This window comes from Bradyrhizobium yuanmingense (genome assembly GCF_029167105.1).
GTDB classification, from domain to species: Bacteria; Pseudomonadota; Alphaproteobacteria; order Rhizobiales; family Xanthobacteraceae; genus Bradyrhizobium; species Bradyrhizobium yuanmingense_A.
Window position 1 is genome coordinate 58,719 of record NZ_JARFML010000037.1, and the last position, 19,156, is coordinate 77,874.

The 19,156-nt window shown below is 64.4% G+C and carries 20 protein-coding genes; 12 read left to right on the top strand and 8 right to left on the bottom strand.

Going from position 1 to position 19,156, the window contains the following annotated elements:
- The first annotated feature begins 36 nt into the window (after nt 1–36).
- From P0R31_RS33485 to P0R31_RS33525, 9 genes are all read left to right on the top strand, one after another.
- Nucleotides 37–339 (top strand): urease subunit gamma, encoded by a 303-nt coding sequence (locus tag P0R31_RS33485; RefSeq protein ID WP_007605424.1) that lies wholly within the window; start codon nt 37–39, stop codon nt 337–339.
- 114 nt (nt 340–453) lie between these two features.
- Nucleotides 454–759, top strand: coding sequence for an urease subunit beta (locus tag P0R31_RS33490; protein ID WP_275518924.1), 306 nt, complete (start codon nt 454–456; stop codon nt 757–759).
- Between the two features lie 57 nt (nt 760–816).
- A complete protein-coding gene (locus P0R31_RS33495; RefSeq protein ID WP_275518926.1) occupies nt 817–1,356 on the top strand; it encodes an HD domain-containing protein in 540 nt (179 codons plus the stop codon).
- Between the two features lie 34 nt (nt 1,357–1,390).
- Nucleotides 1,391–3,106: an urease subunit alpha gene (ureC, locus tag P0R31_RS33500; protein WP_275518928.1), complete on the top strand. Its 1,716-nt coding sequence runs from the start codon at nt 1,391–1,393 to the stop codon at nt 3,104–3,106.
- Between the two features lie 129 nt (nt 3,107–3,235).
- A complete protein-coding gene (locus P0R31_RS33505; RefSeq protein WP_035998129.1) occupies nt 3,236–3,535 on the top strand; it encodes a putative quinol monooxygenase in 300 nt (99 codons plus the stop codon).
- A 13-nt stretch (nt 3,536–3,548) separates the two neighbouring features.
- The gene (locus P0R31_RS33510) at nt 3,549–4,160 is read left to right on the top strand and encodes an urease accessory protein UreE (RefSeq protein WP_275518930.1); all 612 of its coding nucleotides are present in this window, start codon (nt 3,549–3,551) and stop codon (nt 4,158–4,160) included.
- The gene (locus P0R31_RS33515) at nt 4,141–4,869 is read left to right on the top strand and encodes an urease accessory protein UreF (RefSeq protein ID WP_275518951.1); all 729 of its coding nucleotides are present in this window, start codon (nt 4,141–4,143) and stop codon (nt 4,867–4,869) included. The genes P0R31_RS33510 and P0R31_RS33515 overlap by 20 nt, the downstream gene beginning before the upstream one ends.
- A 39-nt stretch (nt 4,870–4,908) precedes the next feature.
- Nucleotides 4,909–5,532 carry an urease accessory protein UreG gene (gene ureG / locus P0R31_RS33520; protein ID WP_275518932.1) on the top strand — a complete coding sequence of 208 codons (624 nt, stop codon included), beginning with the start codon at nt 4,909–4,911 and terminating at the stop codon, nt 5,530–5,532.
- Nucleotides 5,533–5,831: 299 nt separating this feature from the next.
- On the top strand, nt 5,832–7,493 hold the full coding sequence (locus tag P0R31_RS33525) for a CHASE domain-containing protein (protein ID WP_275518934.1): 1,662 nt from the start codon (nt 5,832–5,834) through the stop codon (nt 7,491–7,493).
- Here P0R31_RS33525 and P0R31_RS33530 read toward each other — a convergent pair.
- From P0R31_RS33530 to P0R31_RS33550, 5 genes are all read right to left on the bottom strand, one after another.
- Nucleotides 7,490–8,098 (bottom strand): TetR/AcrR family transcriptional regulator, encoded by a 609-nt coding sequence (locus tag P0R31_RS33530; protein WP_275518953.1) that lies wholly within the window; start codon nt 8,096–8,098, stop codon nt 7,490–7,492. The genes P0R31_RS33525 and P0R31_RS33530 overlap by 4 nt on opposite strands.
- A gap of 91 nt (nt 8,099–8,189) precedes the next feature.
- Complete coding sequence (locus P0R31_RS33535) at nt 8,190–9,338, bottom strand: OpgC domain-containing protein (RefSeq protein ID WP_275518936.1); 1,149 nt, start codon at nt 9,336–9,338, stop codon at nt 8,190–8,192.
- 169 nt (nt 9,339–9,507) lie between these two features.
- Nucleotides 9,508–9,963 (bottom strand): hypothetical protein, encoded by a 456-nt coding sequence (locus tag P0R31_RS33540; RefSeq protein ID WP_057028148.1) that lies wholly within the window; start codon nt 9,961–9,963, stop codon nt 9,508–9,510.
- A gap of 88 nt (nt 9,964–10,051) precedes the next feature.
- Nucleotides 10,052–10,423 (bottom strand): DUF883 family protein, encoded by a 372-nt coding sequence (locus P0R31_RS33545; protein ID WP_035998171.1) that lies wholly within the window; start codon nt 10,421–10,423, stop codon nt 10,052–10,054.
- A 78-nt stretch (nt 10,424–10,501) separates the two neighbouring features.
- Nucleotides 10,502–11,614 (bottom strand): AI-2E family transporter, encoded by a 1,113-nt coding sequence (locus tag P0R31_RS33550; RefSeq protein ID WP_275518938.1) that lies wholly within the window; start codon nt 11,612–11,614, stop codon nt 10,502–10,504.
- 207 nt (nt 11,615–11,821) lie between these two features.
- Here P0R31_RS33550 and P0R31_RS33555 point away from each other — a divergent pair, with 207 nt between their 5' ends.
- Both P0R31_RS33555 and P0R31_RS33560 read left to right on the top strand, forming a co-directional pair.
- Nucleotides 11,822–12,649 (top strand): L,D-transpeptidase, encoded by an 828-nt coding sequence (locus P0R31_RS33555; RefSeq protein WP_275518940.1) that lies wholly within the window; start codon nt 11,822–11,824, stop codon nt 12,647–12,649.
- Between the two features lie 16 nt (nt 12,650–12,665).
- The gene (locus P0R31_RS33560; protein WP_275518942.1) at nt 12,666–13,316 is read left to right on the top strand and encodes a DUF2865 domain-containing protein; all 651 of its coding nucleotides are present in this window, start codon (nt 12,666–12,668) and stop codon (nt 13,314–13,316) included.
- Between the two features lie 52 nt (nt 13,317–13,368).
- On the opposite strand, the gene P0R31_RS33565 is transcribed toward P0R31_RS33560, so the two are convergent.
- Nucleotides 13,369–15,462: a methyl-accepting chemotaxis protein gene (locus P0R31_RS33565; protein WP_275518944.1), complete on the bottom strand. Its 2,094-nt coding sequence runs from the start codon at nt 15,460–15,462 to the stop codon at nt 13,369–13,371.
- Nucleotides 15,463–15,733: 271 nt separating this feature from the next.
- Here P0R31_RS33565 and P0R31_RS33570 point away from each other — a divergent pair, with 271 nt between their 5' ends.
- Nucleotides 15,734–15,889 (top strand): Thivi_2564 family membrane protein, encoded by a 156-nt coding sequence (locus P0R31_RS33570; RefSeq protein ID WP_018646636.1) that lies wholly within the window; start codon nt 15,734–15,736, stop codon nt 15,887–15,889.
- 156 nt (nt 15,890–16,045) lie between these two features.
- On the opposite strand, the gene P0R31_RS33575 is transcribed toward P0R31_RS33570, so the two are convergent.
- The gene (locus tag P0R31_RS33575) at nt 16,046–16,246 is read right to left on the bottom strand and encodes a CsbD family protein (protein ID WP_008546815.1); all 201 of its coding nucleotides are present in this window, start codon (nt 16,244–16,246) and stop codon (nt 16,046–16,048) included.
- A gap of 195 nt (nt 16,247–16,441) precedes the next feature.
- Nucleotides 16,442–18,607: a malate synthase G gene (locus P0R31_RS33580; protein ID WP_275518947.1), complete on the bottom strand. Its 2,166-nt coding sequence runs from the start codon at nt 18,605–18,607 to the stop codon at nt 16,442–16,444.
- Nucleotides 18,608–19,156: the final 549 nt, after the last annotated feature.

Sequence of the window (19,156 nt, forward strand, 5' to 3'; positions counted from 1 at the left end):
TGGTTGAATTGACGTGTTGAACGGAAGAGATGTCGCATGAATCTGTCTCCCCGCGAAAAGGACAAGCTTTTGATCTCGATGGCGGCGATCGTGGCGCGCCGCCGGCTGGACCGCGGCGTCAAGCTCAACCATCCCGAGGCGATCGCGATCATCTCCGATTTCATTCTGGAAGGCGCGCGCGACGGCCGCACCGTCGCCGAGCTGATGCAGTCAGGCGCGCAGGTGCTGACCCGCGACCAGGTGATGCCGGGCATCCCCGAGATGATCCACGACATCCAGGTCGAGGCGACCTTTCCCGACGGCACCAAGCTCGTCACCGTGCACGAGCCGATCAGATAATATTGAATTCGTCATTCCGGGGCGGCCCGCAGGGCGAGCCCGGAATCCAGAGGTTTTTGGTTTCGAGATTCCGGGTTCTCGCTGCGCGAGCCCCGGAATGACGAGGAGGACAGAATGATCCCCGGCGAACTCTTCATCCAGGACGGCGAGATCGAGCTCAATGCCGGCCGCAAGACCGTGATGTTGACCGTGGCCAACACCGGCGATCGTCCGATCCAGGTCGGCTCGCACTACCACTTCTTCGAGACCAACCCGGCGCTGAAGTTCGACCGCAAGAAGGCGCGCGGCATGCGACTCGATATCGCTGCCGGCACCGCGGTCCGCTTCGAGCCCGGCCAGACCCGCGACGTCCAGCTCGTCGCCCTGGCCGGCAAGAAGACGATCTACGGCTTCCGCGGCGATGTGATGGGGAAGCTGTGACCTCCGCAGGAACGAGCATGGCGCGGCACGGTTGAGGCGGAAACGGAGGTATTTTCCATGCTCTCACCAATCCGCCTCGTCTCGGAAGCTGCCGAGCTTGCCGCGCAGCGCCATAACGGCATGGCGCGCAAGGGCCGCGGCAATGAGCCCTACATCAATCATCTCGCCGAGGTCGCTAACCTGCTCGCGACGGCGACCGACGGCGCGGATGCCGAACTGGTCGCGGCCGGCTGGCTGCACGACACGATCGAGGACACCGACACCACGCGCGAGGAGCTCGCGCAGAGATTTTCAGAGCGCATTGCCTCGCTCGTCGCCGAGTGCACCGACGACATGAGCTTGCCGAAAGCGAAGCGGCGGCAGAAGCAGATCGAGGACGCGCCCCACAAGTCGCCGGGCGCCAAGCTGATCAAGATCGCCGACAAGATCAGCAATACGGGCGCGCGCATTCAAACCGATCCGAGTGCTGGGGAGCGCGAGGATCTCGCCGACTATATCGCCTGGGCCACGCAGGTCGTGGCGGGGTGCCGCGGCGGGAATGCGTGGCTCGATGAAAAATTCGATGATGCCGTGAAAGCAGCAAAGGCTGTGCTGTGACCAACCAGACATTCAATCGCAAACGGGGCTTGTGATGTCCGTCAAGATGAAGCGTTCCGTCTATGCCGACATGTTCGGCCCGACCACCGGCGACAAGGTACGGCTGGCCGACACCGACCTCATCATCGAAGTCGAGAAGGATTTCACCACCTATGGCGAGGAGGTGAAGTTCGGCGGCGGCAAGGTGATCCGGGACGGCATGGGGCAGTCCCAGGTCACCAACAAGCAGGGCGCGGCCGACACTGTCATCACCAATGCGCTGATCGTCGATCACTGGGGCATCGTGAAGGCCGACGTCGCCATCAAGGACGGCATGATCGCTGGCGTCGGCAAGGCCGGGAATCCCGACATCCAGCCGGGCGTCACCATCGTTATCGGCCCCGGCACCGACGTGATCGCGGGCGAAGGCAAGATCCTCACCGCCGGCGGCTTCGACAGCCACATCCATTTCATCTGCCCGCAGCAGATCGAGCACGCGCTGATGAGTGGCGTCACCTCGATGCTGGGCGGCGGCACCGGCCCGTCGCATGGTACCTTTGCCACAACCTGTACGCCCGGGCCCTGGCACATGGGGCGGATGATCCAGTCGTTCGACGCCTTCCCGGTCAATCTCGGCATTTCCGGCAAGGGCAACGCCTCGCGGCCCGCCGCGCTGGTCGAGATGATCAGGGCCGGCGCCTGTGCGCTGAAGCTGCACGAGGACTGGGGCACCACCCCGGCCGCGATCGACAATTGCCTCTCGGTCGCCGACGATCACGACATCCAGGTGATGATCCACACCGACACGCTCAACGAATCCGGATTCGTCGAGGACACGATCAAGGCCTTCAAGGGCCGCACCATCCATGCCTTCCACACCGAAGGCGCCGGCGGCGGCCATGCCCCTGACATCATCAAGGTCGCCGGCCTGAAGAACGTGCTGCCGTCGTCGACCAACCCGACGCGGCCGTTCACCCGCAACACCATCGACGAGCATCTGGACATGCTGATGGTGTGCCACCATCTCGATCCCTCGATCGCCGAAGATCTGGCGTTCGCCGAAAGCCGCATCCGCAAGGAGACGATCGCGGCCGAGGACATCCTTCACGACCTCGGCGCGCTCTCGATGATGTCCTCGGACTCGCAGGCCATGGGCCGCCTCGGCGAGGTCATCATCCGAACCTGGCAGACCGCCGACAAGATGAAGAAGCAGCGCGGGTCGCTGCCGCAGGACAAGGGCAAGGACAACGACAATTTCCGCGTCAAGCGCTACATCGCCAAATACACCATCAACCCCGCGATCGCGCATGGCGTGTCGAAGCTGATCGGCTCGGTCGAGAAGGGCAAGCTTGCCGATCTCGTGCTGTGGTCGCCCGCCTTCTTCGGCGTCAAGCCGGACTGCATCGTCAAGGGCGGCACCATCGTCGCGGCGCCCATGGGTGATCCCAACGCCTCGATCCCGACGCCGCAGCCGGTGCATTACCAGCCGATGTTCGGCGCGTTCGGCAAGGCGCGTACGGCATCCTCGGTGGTGTTCACCTCGAAAGCCGCGGTCACAGGTGGCCTCGCGCGAAAGCTCGGCATCGAGAAGAAGCTCTATGCGGTCCAGAACACTCGCGGCAAGATCTCCAAGAAGAGCATGATCCACAACGACGCGACGCCCAACATCGAAGTCGATCCGGAGACCTATGAAGTGCGCGCCGATGGCGAGCTCCTGACCTGCGCTCCGGCGGAGGTGCTGCCGATGGCGCAGCGATATTTCATGTACTGAAATAGCGCCTCAACGCATGTCCCCGGCGGTGTCCGGGGACGGCTTTTTGCGGTTTTGCGTTCGGTCCCGCCTGGTCTAATGTCCCGCCCGGTATCGTAACCCTCAGAAGAAAAGCCGGGAGGATTTCTCGTGATCTACGTCGTTGCCACCCTGACCATCAAGCCCGAGACGCGCGCCGAATTCATTGCAGCCGCTACCGCCTGCATCAAGGAGACGCGGAAAGAGCCCGGCAACATTGCCTATGACCTGCATGAGAGCGTCACCGACCCTGCCAAGATGGTGTTCGTCGAGCAGTGGGAGAATATGGAGGCGCTGGGGCCGCATCGCGCTGCCGAGCACATGAAGACGTTCGGCCGCGTTGCGGTGAAATGCTTCACGGCGCCACCGAAGATCGAATACATCACGCCCGAGAAGGTCGAGACACGGTAAAGAGGTAAGACGCATGATCCGGGCGACGCAGGTCAGGGGACAGCACCGCTTCACGGAAGCACCGGCGGACACGGTTGTGCTCGATTTCGACGACCGACACCGCCGCCGCATGGCGATGACCGGCACCCGGGGCCTGGAATTCCTGCTCGACCTGGAGCATGCCGTCGCGCTGCGCGGCGGCGATGCGCTGGTGCTGGAGGACGGAAGGCTGATCGAGGTGGTCGCGGCGCCCGAGCCGCTGCTCGAAATCCGCGGCCGCGATCCGCACCACCTCGTGCGCGTCGGCTGGCATCTCGGCAACCGTCATCTGCCGACCCAGATCATGGCCAAGGCCCTGCGCATCCGCCGCGATCACGTCATCGAGGCGATGGTGAAGGGCCTTGGCGCGCGTGTGATCGAGATCGAGGCGCCGTTCGATCCTGAAGGCGGCGCCTACGCCGATGCCGGCCACGCGCATGGACACGACCATGCGCATCACGATCACGGCCATCATCACCATGACCATGGCCACCACCATGATCATGGCTCGCACGACCATAGCCACGAGCACCACCATCACCACGACGAGCATTGCGATCATCCCGATCATCACCACGGCCACAAGCATGCTCATGACCACAAATGAGCCGGTCGGCGCCGGTGATCTTGCCAAGGGCGAGGCGGCGACGCTGTACCGGTTGATGACCTGGCTGTCGCCGGCGTTCCCGGTCGGCGGCTTCTCCTATTCCAGCGGCATCGAATGGGCGGTCGAGGCGGGCGACATCACCGACACGACGACGCTGGCGGATTGGCTCGATGCGATGCTCGGCGACGGCTCCGGCTTCTGTGACGCCACGTTTCTGGTCCACGCCTATCGCGCCACGGAATCGGGCGAGACGGCCGCTTTGAACGAGATCGCCGAGCTCGCGAGCGCCTTCGTGCCGTCGCGCGAGCGGCAGCTGGAGACAACCTCACAGGGCCGCGCCTTCATCGACATCTCGCGCGCCGCGTGGGATGCCGACGGACTGGACGCCACGGTCGCGGCATGCAGCGCGCCATTGGTCTATCCAGTCGCGGTCGGTGTAGTTGCCGCGATGCACGCCGTGCCGTTGGCGCCGGCGCTGCACGCCTTCCTGCATGCGCTGGTCTCGAACTGGATCTCCGCCGCCAGCCGGCTCATTCCGCTCGGCCAGACCGATAGCCAGCGTGTGCTGGTGAAGCTGGAAGCCGCCGTCGCCGCCACCGCCAATCGCGCGCTGAATGCGACCTTGGACGATCTCGGCAGCGCGACATTCCGGGCCGATCTCGCCAGCTTGCGGCACGAGACGCAATATACCCGCTTGTTTCGGTCGTGAGCGGCGCGGCCGTCAAGTCATCAGGAGAGAACAAGTCACATGGCGAAATCTCACGGTCCCTTGCGTGTCGGCGTCGGCGGTCCGGTCGGATCGGGCAAGACCGCGCTGATGGACCTGCTCTGCAAGACCATGCGCGAGCGCTATGACATTGCGGCAATCACCAACGACATCTACACCAAATGGGATGCGGAGTTCCTGGTGCGTTCGGGGTCGCTGACGCCGGATCGCATCGCCGGCGTCGAGACCGGCGGCTGTCCGCACACGGCGATCCGCGAGGATGCCTCGATGAATCTCGCTGCGGTCGCGGACATGCACGCGAAGTTTCCCGGACTTGACCTCGTGCTGATCGAATCCGGCGGCGACAATCTCGCTGCCACTTTTTCCCCGGAGCTGGCCGACCTCACCATCTATGTCATCGACGTCGCCGCCGGCGACAAGATCCCGTCCAAGGGCGGCCCGGGCATCACCCGGTCCGACCTCCTGGTCATCAACAAGACCGACCTTGCGCCGCATGTCGGCGCCTCCCTGGAGAAGATGGAGACGGATGCCAGGCGCATGCGCGGCGAGCGGCCCTTCGTCATGACCAACCTCAAGAAGAGCGAGGGGCTCGACCGAATCGTCGGTTTCATCGAGGCCAAAGGCGGCCTGAAACGGGCGGGCTGACCGGACGCGACCTGTTGGCGCAGGCATTTTTCGCCGTTAACGCCTGGGCCATGCCGCAACCGCGGAACAAATTTCGGACACGGCGATTAACTACCTCCGGCGCCCGGGGCGAAATTCATCCCGACCAGACCATCGGCCGGGCGGATTAAGCTTTTCAGGCGACCCAAGTTGCGTACTGATGCCTCCTCCTTCATTATCTCCGCCACTGGGGTTTACCCTGCTTCGGCCTCTGGCCGTTCGAGCGGCGTTCATGTGCTCCGTGTTCATTGCCGACCTCCTGCTTTCGCCTGAGTAATCGCGTGGTCAGGCTGGGTTTCATCATCGGCTTCATCGCTCTGCTCGGGGCCTTGCTCTCCGGGCTTGCGGCTTATCGCGTCCACGACCAGGAGCTGGCGCTGGACCGGATCGCGCTGGCGCGTGCGATCGACGTGCATGCGAGCCTGGTTCAGGACCGCCTGACCGAGCGGGAGCTGCTCGCGCGTGTCGCCTCGGGCCTGTTCCGCACGCCGTCGGTGATCAAGCCGAACATGCTGGAGCCGCTGCGCTCGGCGATCTACGCCTTCAAGACCGACTTTGTGGTGGCCGGCTGGATCGCCCGGCTGAAGCCGAACGAGCTTGCGGCGGCGCAGGCCGCCATCGCCAGCGCCGGCTTCCCGAATCCGCAGATCCGCTCGTTTGACGACAAGCCGATCAATCTTGCCGATGTCACCCAGCCGATCGACGTGCTGTTGGATCTCGAGCCGCGCAGCAACGAGACCAAGACGTTGCCCGGCCGCAGCTACGATCAGGATCCGGTTCGCAGCGCGATGCTGACGCGGGCGCGCGCCGAAAAGAGGTCGGTTGCCTCGGACCCGGTGCCGTTGATCCGCGGAAACGGTCCGATCGGAATCATCGTGGCCGCGCCCGTCGTTCCCGAGGGCGCGACGGATCCGGCCGGGTTCGTCACATTTTCCTACGAGCTCGCCTCGCTGATGCTGGCCAATGACGACATGTCGCTGTTCGCGGTGGCACTCAGGGATCCGCGCAAGGACGGCGGCGAGCTGATCGCCAACGATCAGGGCGTGGTCTCGACGCGGATGGTGGCGGCGGACGGGCCGGCGCCGTCGGCGACGCGCACGGTGAGCTTCGGTGGCCGCGATTGGCAGCTCGGCTATTACGCGAAGACCAATTCGGTGCGCCGTGCCGAGCAGACCGCCATCATCGTGGCGGCGATCGGCTTTGCCATCACCGCAATGGTGTGCGGCCTGTTCGGTTACGTCGCCTACAACAATCTGCGGCTCAGCCGGGAGATTCAGGTCAGGATCGGATTCGAGCGGCGGTTGACCGCGGTGATCGACGAGCTCAACCACCGCGTCAAGAACATCCTGGCGGTGATCCAGTCGATCGTGACGCGTACCTTGCGCCACGGCTCGGACATCGACATCGCGCGCGAGCTCCTGATCGGGCGCATCCACGCCATGTCCAACGTGGTCTCGCTGCTCAGCGAGAGCCAGTGGCAGGGCGTCAAGTTGAAGGGCCTGTTCGAGGCGCGCGCGATTCCGCATGCCGATCGAATCGCCGTCACCGGCCCCGACATCGCGGTCAGCGCGCGTGCCGCACAGAGCCTGTCGCTGCTGTTCTTCGAGCTCGCCTCGCATTCCGACGAGGGCCTGTCGCTGGTCGGCAAGCACCCGCACATCACCGCCAACTGGACGGTGACCGGCGAGGAGGGCGACGAGGTCTTCCATTTCCGCTGGGAGGAGTTCAACACCAGCGAGGCGACGCGCCGGCCCGATTCCGATTTCGGCCTGATCCTGCTCGACCGCGTCGCGCCCGAGGCGCTGGGCGGGACCGCAAAGCGCTTCTTCACCGACGTCTCCTACGTCTATGAGTTGACTGCGCCGATGGAGACGGTGGTCGACATGACCGAGCGCGACCGCACGGATAAAATCTCGGCGCCGGTCAGGCCGGTGCGAAGCTAGCCTTTCGGCCGCAACACCAGATCGACGAGGCTGCGCGCGTAGCCGGGTGTGATCGGCGCGATGCCGAAGATATAGCGGTAGAACAGGCTGCCATAGATCGCGTCGTATAGATTTTCGGGGGGACCCTCGGCCTGAATGCTGCCGTCCTTCTGGCCGGCGGCGATCATGTCCACCAGCGCGTCGCGGCGGAATTGCAAGTACCGGGCGTAGAACAGCTCGGCCGACCCGGTCTTGGAAATGCATTCGGAGACGACGGCGAGCTGCACCTTGCCGAACTCGCCCTGCAGCGCCTCGGCATAGGCGGCGGCGTGGCGCCGCGCGCGCGCCGCGGGCGTGCCCGCGCTCGCGGGCGGCAGCGGCAGCATTTGCGCGGCATGGTGGAGGAAGGCGTCGATCAGCAGCGCTTCCCGCGACGGCCACCATTTGTAGATCGTCATCTTGGACACGCTGGAGTGCCGTGCGATCGCATCGATGGTGGTGGCGGCAAGGCCGGTGGCCGCCATCAGTGCATAGGCGCTTTCGAGGATGGCGTTGGTGGTCTCGATCGACCTTGGCCGGCCGCGCCGGGGCGCGCGCTCCGCCTCTTGACGCCCGTCTTTCGCCATCGCCACGCCCGGTCTCCTCACGCAGGGTCCCGGCATAGCGCAGGGGCGGCATTCGGCCTAGCAGAATCGCACGATCTCGTCGTCGAAGCGATCAGCTCTGGGCCTGCTGCCGCAGGGCTGCCGGCAGATCCTGCCGTTTCGACCAGGCGATGTAGTAGGCGAGCCCGGTCATCGCCGCGAAGCCGGTGATGCTCACCGCCACCTGCATCATCGCCAGGTTCGGCCCGGTGATCAGGATGAGGTGGCCAGCGAAGGACAGGAACACAGCGACGCAGAATACCGCGAGCCATTCCTCACCACATGCGATCACCGCTTGCAGCGGTTTCCATCTCAGGCCGGGGTGATCCGCCGGAATGAGATGGGTGGCAATGAATGCGAGGGCGAGGAAGTGGACCACCCGATACGGAGCGAGGTTTTCCTTGTCGGTCGGCGCGATGCTGTTGAGGAGCAGATCGGGCAGGTAAGCGGACAGCGCCGGCGAATGGCGCATCAAGGTGACGGCCATCGCGAAGACCAGGTAGGCGCCGGCGAGGATCCGCAGCCAGGACATGCCGTGCAGCGCACGTCCCGGCGCGCCCGTCACGGCGAACCAGCCGCCCAGCACCATCAACATCTGCCAGCACAGCGGATTGAAGGTCCATTCCCCGTCCGGATAGATCCGAAAATTCCAGTCGAACCAGCGTGCGGCGAGATACAGCGCGACCGATGCCGCCAGCGTCAGGTTCGGCCCCCGCAGCAGGCCCCACAGCGCGAACGGAAAGAACGCCATCAGCGGGACCATCAGCTGCAGTAGATCGAGGTTCAGCGGCTCTTCCTGGAGCACGAGACCGCGGACAAGGATGCGCAGCGGGTGCTCGAGAATTCCGGAGATGTTGTATTGGTGGATGATCTCCGGCGCCATCGATTGCGAGGCGACATAGGCGATGGCGTCGATATAGATCACGAACAGCACGACATAGGCGGCATAGAGCCGCCAGACCCGGCGAAAGATGCGCGTCGCCGCGACCACATAGCCGCGTTCCAGCGCCATCCTGCCATGGATGATGGCAACCCCATACCCCACCACGAACACGAACAGGTCCGCCGCGCCGCTGAAGCCGAAATTGCGCAGCGTCAGCAGGTTGACGACGTTGTTGGGAATATGGTCGACGAATATGGACCAATTGGCGATGCCGAGCGTCAGATAGAGCCTGGCATCATACTGGAATGCGGCGAGGTTCGCCTTGACGGACGGTTTCATTGAGGAAAATAGCTTTGGGAATCAGGATGATGCTTTTAACGGCAACCGCCTGCTCGTCCGAGTAGCGTTTGCGTGAGCAGGGAAGAACCGCGCCAAAGGCGTCAAATGCGCCGCTTGCTCTATGCAGATATAGGATGGGCGCGCAGCAATATTGCCTACGGTCGTACCATTACTCGGCAGGTTCGGCCGACACCTCGTCGGACACGCCGGCGCGGCTCGCCAGGATGCCGAGGGCGACGCCCCCGATGGCCAGGATCGGCAGCAGCCGCTTGACGCCGATGGCGCGAACGATCTGAAGCCCGGTGGCAAGCAGCATCGGATCTGCAAGCATGCTCTGCGCGGCCGATTTGGCGGCGCGCTCGGCCGCGATCTGGGCGCGCTTCTGCACCTCTCGCTTGTAGCTCCAATAGGAGCCTGCCGCGGCCAGGGTCAGCAGGAAGAAGATGCCGGCGCCGGCAAGACACGCCTGCACCGGGCCATATTTCTGCAGGACCCAAATGAACACGGCGGCACAGAGGAAGCCTGTGGTCACGAGCAGCGCGAAGGCAGCGCCCGCGGCGAGCGAGGTCAGCCGAACCGTCGTGCCGGTTGATGCGCTGATGCCGTCGATGATGCGCTGAAACATGGCCTTGCTCCTCAATCCCCGCCAGCCGAATCGCCACGAGCCGACAGCGGCGGCGTGCCGCCGCGGTATCAAACGGGCGTCGGCATCCTTAGCGACGCCAGGCGACGCCGATCAGGAAGCCGATGCCGAGCGCCAGCCCGACGGTTGCGAGCGGCCGCTGCGTGATCGCCTCTTCCAGCGTCTCCTCGATCGAGCCGTAGGCGTCATGTGCAGCTTCCATCATCGCGCTGCCGCGCTCGGACATGTCGTCCATGGCGGAGTCCATGTTCTCACGCGCCTGGCGATAGCCGCGGCGAGCCTGCTTGCTGGTGGAGTTCGCGAAAGTATTGAGCGCGTCGGTGATCTGGTCGGTGAGGGCGGCGATATCGCTTTTCACGGCTGCTACATCCTTTTCGAGGCGGTCTCGGGTGGCTTTGTCGGTCCAGTCTCTCATCCCGGCTTCGGCATTGGGCGTGGACATCGGGAGCTCCGAACTGTTGACGGCTGACTTGGGCTGAGAACGTTTCGTTGCCCGCTAAGTTCCGTTTGCGGAAACCGGTTAGCCCTGCGGCAGGTGGGGCGCATCCGTCGGCATCAGATGCTCCTTCAGGATGAGGGCAACGATCAGGAGCGGCGACGAGAGGAATGCGCCCATCGGACCCCACAACCAGGTCCAGAACGCCAGTGCGAGCAGCACTGCGAGCGCATTCAGCGCCAGCCGGCGCCCAATGATCATAGGCGTGAGGAAGTGCCCTTCCAGAAAAGTGAGGCCGCCGAAGGCGAGGGCAGCCATCAGGCCGCCGCCGACGGTCGGGAAGGCGACAAGTCCGACCACCACCAGCACCGCGAACATCGCTACCGGGCCGATGATCGGAATGAAGTTGAGCGTGGCGGCCAGCGCGCCGAGCCCCGCCGGATTGGGCATTCCGGTAAGCGCACAGATGATGCCGGTGCCCACGCCGACGCCGACATTGATGAGGGTGACGGTCAGCAGATAATTGCCGAGATGGATCTCGATCTCGTTGATAATTCGAAGCGTGCGCAGGCGGGCGTCATGATCGCTGAAGGTCATGATCATGGCCCGCCGCAGATCGCGCCAGCTTGCGATGAACAGGATCAGGGTGACGAAGAATAGCAGGAATTCTGTAAAGGTCGGTGACAGAAATTCGATCGTGGGCTGTACCCAGTCGATCTTGGGCATGTGGAAGCTCGGCAATCCTTCCGAGCCGCCGAGCATGGCCTGCATCTCCCGCCACAGCGCGAGCGGCCGGTCGAACACGTGCAACTTGTCCTTCAGCTGGGCACCGAGCTCCGGCAGGCGCGTGCTCCACTCCATGACGGGCGAGGCGATCAGCGCCACCATGAACGCGACCACCGCGGTTACGGCGATCACGATCAGGACGGCGCCGATACTGCGGGGGACCTTGTACCGCTCGAGAAAGCCCGCCGCCGGCGATAGCATCGTGCCTGTAACGAAGGCCATCACCACGGGCAGGAAGAAGGCCCGGCCGACATAGAGCACGGCGACGATGGCGATCAGCAGCAGGCCGGCCAGCGCGAACGCGACGAATTCAGTGCGGCGGATCACCGGCGGCAGCTCGACGCGGCTCTCGGGAAGCGGATCGCCTTCGCTGTTGCCGGAAATCAAACGTTCACTGGGTAGGACGCGCACAATATCTCTCCCGCACGGAATCCGTGATCCGCGCGCCCATTGATGACCTGACTAATGCTTGGGCGGCGGGCTGGTTCCATCGCGGCTTCGTGAACAGATGCTCGCTTGACTGTGACGTCGCTGCCGCACGCTGCGACGGAACTTCGATCGAGCCGGCGGAGTTTGTTGAACAGCGCATCACCGGATGCACATCCAACGGGGCAGCTCATGACAAAGTTGTTTGCAGTCCGTCGCAGCTTCTCGCCGCGCGCCGTCGGCGCGTTCGCCTTCGCCGCCGCTGTTCTCGCAGTGCCGGTGGGCACCGCGAGCGCGCAAACCTTCGGCTATGGGCCGATGCAGCGGGTGTACCCGCAGGACCTGTACTCGCAGGGCCAATACTCGCAGGGCCAATACTTGCAGGACCAAGGCTATTCGCAGGATGACATCAACGAGGCGCCGCAGGTCGCCGATGAGGATGCCCAATTGCCCGATCGGCTGCGCCGGCAAATCGTCGGCTTCGACCGGAGCGAGCCGGCCGGTACCATCGTCATCGATACCAACAGCACCTATCTCTATTACGTGCTCGGAGGCGGCCGCGCGATCCGCTACGGCGTCGGCGTCGGCCGCGAGGGCTTTACCTGGTCGGGCGTGCAGAGCGTCAGCCGCAAGGCCGAGTGGCCGGACTGGCATCCGCCGGCCGAGATGATCGCGCGCCAGCCCTATCTGCCGCGCTTCGTCGCCGGCGGCCCCGGCAACCCGCTCGGTGCGCGCGCGATGTATCTCGGCGCGAGCCAATACCGCATCCACGGCACCAACGATCCCTCCACCATCGGCAAGTTCGTGTCGTCCGGCTGCATCCGCATGACCAACGAGGACGTCATCGACCTGTATAGCCGCGTCAATGTCGGCGCCAAGGTCGTGGTGCTGCCGAAGAACGCGCCCTTGATGGCCAGAGGAGGCGACAAGGCAGGCGAGCCCGTACGCAGGCGGCCGGCCGTGACGACGCTGCCCTCAGGCAGGCAGGCGTTGAACATCACGTCCTCGGCCGTGAACTGAGCGTGAGCGAGGTCATATGAGCAGACGCCTGATTGGCAAATGGGCTGGCGGAACGGCGATCCTGATCGCGATCTCCGCTGGTCTCGCATCGGCGCCGTCGGCCCATGCGGAGGATTTCTTCTCGGCATTGTTCGGCGGCTTCCGGATGCGGCCACCGCCCGAGATCCGCATGCCGTTCCCGAATGACGAGGGGCCGCGCTACGATGGGTCACGTCAGCGGGCCTACTACGGCGGCGGCACTGCCTATTGCGTGCGCGGCTGTGACGGCCGCTATTTCCCGGCGCAGGGCAGCGATGCCGAGAGCAAGGCACAATCCTGCAAGAGCTTCTGCCCGGCCTCGGAAACCTCGCTGGTCTACGGCAGCATTATCGACGACGCCACCACGGAGAACGGAAAGTCCTATTCCGACCTGCCCAACGCGTTCCGCTTTCGCAACGAGATCGTTGCGGGCTGTACCTGCAACGGCAAGGATCCGGTCGGGCTCGCATCGGTCAAGGTCGAGGAAGACCCCACCCTGCGCAAGGGCGACATCGTCGCCGGACCCGGCGGCCTCGTGGTCGCGAGCCGCAACGCCAACGACCGCCGTGGTGTCGCGATGAACTTCTCGCCGCTGCCGGAATCGGTGCGCGCCAGATTCCGCCAGGTCCCCGTGGTGGCGAAGGAGTAGCTTCGGCGACCGACGGCGTCCTCGCGACGCGTGGAGTGTCGTGCCGACGTAGCTACGCCGCGCGGATCTTGCCCAGGAAGTCGCTGACCTGCTGACCGAGCTGGCGGCTCTGCGTCTCCAGCATCTCGGAGGCCTGCTTCACCTTCTCCGCGGCGCCGGCTGCGGTGTCGGCATCGGTCTTCACGCCCGTGATGTTGTCGGACACGTTCTTGGTGCCCTGCGCCGCGTATTGCGTGCTGCGGGTGATCTCCTGGGTGGCCGCGCCTTGCTCCTGCACCGCCGCGGCGATGGCGGTGGCAACTTCGTTGACCTCACCGATGATGCCGCCGATCGCCTGGATCGCGTTGATGGCATCGCCCGCAACCTTCTGGATGTCGGCGATCTGCTCGGAGATCTCCTCGGTCGCCTTCGCGGTCTGGCTCGCGAGTGACTTCACCTCGGAGGCGACCACGGCAAAGCCGCGGCCGGCGTCTCCGGCCCGCGCCGCCTCGATCGTGGCGTTGAGCGCGAGCAGGTTGGTCTGCGCCGCGATGGTGTTGATGAGGCCGACGACCTCGCCGATCCGCCCCGCCGACTGCGCCAGCCCCTGCACGGTGCCGTCGGTATCGCGCGCCTGGTTGACGGCGCGGCTGGCGATGCCTGCGGCATGCGCGGCCTGCTGGCTGATGTCGTTGATGGAGGCCGAGAGCTCCTCGGCCGCTGCCGCGACGCTCCCGACACTCGTGGAGGCTTCGTTCGAGGCCTTCCCGGCAATTTCGACGCGTTCGTTGGTCTGGCGCGAGACGGCCGACAGGTCGCCCGAGGTCTTGCGCATCTCGCCGGAGGCCTCGCTCAGCGCGCCGAGCGACTTGCGCACGGCGCTCTCGAACTCGCCGACATGGGCCTCGACCGCGCGCTGGCGGGCGGCGGCGCCCGCATTGCGCTCGCGCTCCTGCGCCTCGATCTTGAGCTTGTCGGTCGCCTGCTGCTTGAAGGCTTCCAGCGCGCCGGCCAGCGCGCCGATCTCGTCCTTGCGGTCCAGATAGCCGCTGTCGATGGCAAGGTCGCCGCCGGCGACCTTGAGCATGGCGTCACGGATGGTGTTGAGCGGGGTGATGACACGACGGCTGACCAGCATGGTCGCGCCGACGGCAAGCCCGATTGCGAGCGCCAGGAGCCCAAGCTGCACGATCAGCGCGCGCTGCGCGGCGCCGCGTTGCCCCAGCGTATGGACCTTGGCAGCGTCGAGGGCGGCTTCCGCCACCGTGACGGCGCTGGACAGGCGACCGACCGTGACCGGGCTCCATTGGTTGGCGGTCATCTCGGCCTTATCGCCCTTCACCAGCGTGTCCGCGAGCCGGTCGCGCAGGGCGAGATATTGCGGGTCGAAATAGGCGGACTTCGCGGCGGCCATCGCCGAGGCGAGCGCAGGCGGCAATTGCATGCCCGAGGTCGACAATTCCAACGCCTTCCACATTGCGGCAGTGCCGCCGACATATCGGGTGTAGGACTGGTGGGCTTCGGGCGTGATCTTGCCGGCGTTAAGGCCGGTCGAGACGATGAGCGAAGCTTCGCCGGCGGTGTTGCGCAGCAGCCATGCGTTCTGCTTGATCGACAGCAGCTGATCGATCGCCGCGTCCTGGTGATTGACGGTCGCGGCCAGGACGCTCGAGAGCTTGTCGAGCGTGTCGAGCAGGCCCTGCGTCGTCTCCATGTATTCCTTCGGCAGGGTGGGGCGGCGCTGATCCTTGGGCTTGGCGACGTCCTCCCAGAACTGCTTCTGCTGTTCGCTCGCCGATTTGTAGAGACGCGCGAGCTCCGGCACCAGCGTGCCGGACTGCGGAAAGTCCATCGTCGGCAGCAGCTCCAGCGCATGCGCCATCGCCGGCATCTCGGCGTCCCGGATCCCGCGCAGATATTTCTCGATGTCGGCATCCATCGGCGTGGTCGCGTTCAGCAGCCTGTTGGTGGTGGAGCGATCGGTGCGCAGATTGTGCATCGCCTTGAACAGGTCGGCGGACGCATCCGCGACCTGCGAGATCCGGCTGGCGGTCCTCAGCCGATCCCAGGAGGCATAGGCGGTGAGCGCGAGCGCAACGACCACGCAGACCGACGTGATCGCGATCACTGCCTTGAGCAGCGTGGATACGGTCAGACGATTCAGCATCGAGGTCCCCCAATTCCCATATCGAGTTCGTGAGGGCGCCCGGCAATAATCGCAAAGGAGGGGCCCTGTGGCAGCGGCAATCACATGCCGTTGGCGCCTCATGGTCCGACGGTTTCTGCATCTGAGAGGAAAAGGGTAAAATTTCAGGCAGCCCCGATCGCCGGTAAAAATACGTATTTACCAGAAGTTGCAACAGGTTGCGCTGATGGAACCAGCGCGCGAGGCGGGCGTTAGGACATCGTTACAATTTGCCAGAAGGGGGGTCCCTGCAATGCTGATCGGCGTCCTCGTCACCTTTCTCGTCGTCATTCTCGTGCTTTATCTCATCAACATGCTGCCAATGGACGGCCGCGCCAAGCAGATCGCGCGGGTCATCGTCATCATCATCGGCATTGTCTCATTGCTGAAATATCTCGCGGTGTTCTAGCGAGGGCAGGCGCGTAGCCCGGATGGAGCGTAGCGAAATCCGGGGTCTTGCCTAAGCGAAGCTGTCCCGGATTGCGCTACGCTCCATCCGGGCTACGAGTGCGACTGTTTTCAGAACAAAGAGCCCCGGCTTTGCCGGGGCTCTGTTCGTGCCGCTTCAATGCAGCGACTTCAGCCAGTCGTCGACGTCCTGACGAACCTGGTCCTTGGCCTTGCCGTAACGCTCCTGCAACCGGCCCTCCAGCTGCTCGCGGCGGCCCTCGATCAGCTGGAGGTCGTCGTCAGTGAGCTTGCCCCATTTCTCCTTGGCCGATCCCTTGAACTGCTTCCAGTTTCCTTCGATCCGATTCCAGTCCATGACCATCTCCCGTTGGTTGATGGCCCGACAACGCGAGGCCCACGCAGCCTGTTCCGCGACACAGCGCGACGTTTCGCCCAACAAAAAAGCCCCGGGTTCGGCTGGGGCTTTCGATGTTCCCGTGACTTTGCTCAGCCGAGCACCTCTTTATCCAAGCGCCCCTTTGTGCAAGAGCCTCTTTATCCAAGAGCCTCTTTATCCAAGAGCCTTGGCCTCGCGGCGGCGCGCGGTGAGGATGTATTCGGTGTAGCCGTTCGGCTGCTCACGCCCCTTGAAGATGAGGTCGCAGGCGGCCTTGAAGGCGACGCCGTCAAAGGCGGGTGCCATCGGCTTGTAGACGGGATCACCCGCGTTCTGCTTGTCGACCACGACCGCCATGCGCTTAAGCGATTCCATCACCTGCGCCTCGGTGATGACGCCCTGATGCAGCCAGTTGGCAAGGTGCTGGCTGGAAATGCGCAAGGTGGCGCGGTCTTCCATCAGGCCGACATCGTGGATGTCGGGCACCTTCGAGCAGCCGACGCCCTGGTCGATCCAGCGCACGACATAGCCCAGGATGCCCTGGCAATTGTTGTCGATCTCCTGCCTGACGTCATCAGGCGCCCAGTTCGACTTCGACACCGGAATGGCGAGGATGTCGGACAGTTTTGCGCGCGGTCCGCCCCTGGCGAGCTCCTCCTGGCGCGCGATCACGTTGACCTGGTGGTAGTGCAGCGCGTGCAGCGTCGCCGCGGTCGGCGAGGGCACCCAGGCGGTGGTGGCGCCGGCCTGCGGATGGCCGAGCTTCTGCGCAAGCATGTCCGCCATCTTGTCGGGGGCGGCCCACATGCCCTTGCCGATCTGGGCGTGGCCGGGCAGGCCATCGATCAGGCCCATGTCGACATTCCAGTCCTCATAGGCCTTGATCCAGGCCTGCGCCTTCATCTCGTTCTTGCGGATCATCGGGCCCGCTTCCATCGAGGTGTGGATCTCGTCGCCGGTGCGGTCGAGGAAACCGGTATTGATGAACATGATGCGCTTGGAGGCGCGCTGGATGCAGGCCTTGAGGTTGACGGTGGTGCGCCGCTCCTCGTCCATGATGCCGACCTTGAGCGTGTTCTCGGGCAGGCCGAGCATCTTCTCGACGCGGTCGAAAATCTCGCAAGTCAGCGAGACCTCGTCCGGGCCGTGCATCTTCGGCTTGACGATGTAGGCAGAACCAGTGCGGCTGTTCTTGACCTTGGAATTGCCCTTAAGGTCGTGGATCGCGAGCAGGCCCGAGACGGCGGCGTCCAACAGTCCTTCCGGAACTTCCTCGCCCTTCTCGTCGAGCACCGCGTCGGTGAACATGTGGTGACCGCAATTGCGCATCAACAGCAGGCTGCGGCCGTGCAGCTTGAGCTCGCCCTTGCCGTCCGGCGTCTTGTAGAGGCGGTCGGAATTGAGCGAACGCGTCAGCGTCTTGCCGCCCTTCTCGAAATCGGCCGACAACGTGCCGTTCATCAGGCCGAGCGTGTTGCGGTAGACCAGCACCTTGTCCTCGGCATCGACCGCGGCGACCGAGTCCTCCATGTCCAGAATGGTGGAGACCGCGGCCTCCATGATCATGTCGGCGACGCCGGCCGGATCGTCCTTGCCGATCGCGCTGCTGCGGTCGACCTTGACCTCGATATGCAGGCCGTTGTTGACGAGCAGCACGGCGCTCGGCGCGGCCGCATCGCCCTGGAAGCCCGCGAACTGCGCGGCGTTCTTCAGTGCGGTGGCGTTGCCGCTCTTCAGCTTCACCGCGAGCTGGCCCGCGACGACGCTATAGGCGGTGACGTCGGTGTGGCTGCCGGTCGCGAGCGGCACGGCGTTATCGAGGAACGCCTTGGCCTTGGCGATCACCTTGTCGCCACGCGCCTTGTTGTAGCCCTTGCCGCTCTCGGACGGGTCGTGCGGGATCGCATCGGTGCCGTAGAAGGCATCATAGAGCGAGCCCCATCGCGCATTCGCCGCGTTCAGCGCGTAGCGCGCATTGGTGAGCGGCACCACGAGCTGCGGGCCGCAGATCTTGCCGATCTCCTCGTCGACATTGGCGGTCTCGACCTTCTGCGTCGCCGGCTCCGGGACGACATAGCCGATCTCCTTTAGGAAGGCGGTGTAGGCATCGAGGTCGAACGCCTTGCCCTTGCCCGCGCGGTGCCAGTCGTCGATCTTGGCCTGCAGATTGTCGCGGAATGCGAGCAGCTCGCGGTTCTTCGGTCCCAGCTCCTTGATGATGCCGGCAAGCCCGGCCCAGAACGCATCCGGCGCGATCCCGGTTTTCGGGGCCGCTTCCTTGGCGATGAAGTCAAACAGGACGGGTGCGATCTTCAATCCGTGAGCGTCGACGCGTTTCATGATGGGCTTTCTTGTTGGAAATGGCTGTTTTTGGCTGCTTTTGACCCGACAGCAGCAAAATGCGCCCACGCGGGGCGGCTTTCCGGACCTATTAGCCCCAAAAAAGAGGCCGTGAGAAGACCCCCGGGGGCTTGTCAAAATGTCAAGGAGAGGTGGGAGAAGGTCCCACGCACCGGTGTCATTCCCCGCGACCCGGCTACGCTAAGGCTTCGCCGCGGTTGAAGCCCAGGGGCGCCGAAGCTTTAGCGAAGGCGGCAAGCGGGGAATCCAGTACGCCGCGGCTTCTCCGTATCACAACGCTGTTCTGGAATACTGGTCGCCCGGCGAAGCCGAGCGACGACAGCGGGACTAGTCGAGCGTTTCCTTGGTTCGAATCATATCAGGCGGCCTCGGCGAGTTTATAGGACCAGGTGTGGATGACCGGATGGCGGTTCACGTCGTCGATGCCGGCCATGATGCGTTGCTTCAGCTCGTGTTTTGATGTCACCCGGATGTGGCGCAACACCGAGCGAGCAAATTTGGAGAAGAAGCCCTCGATCAGGTTGAGCC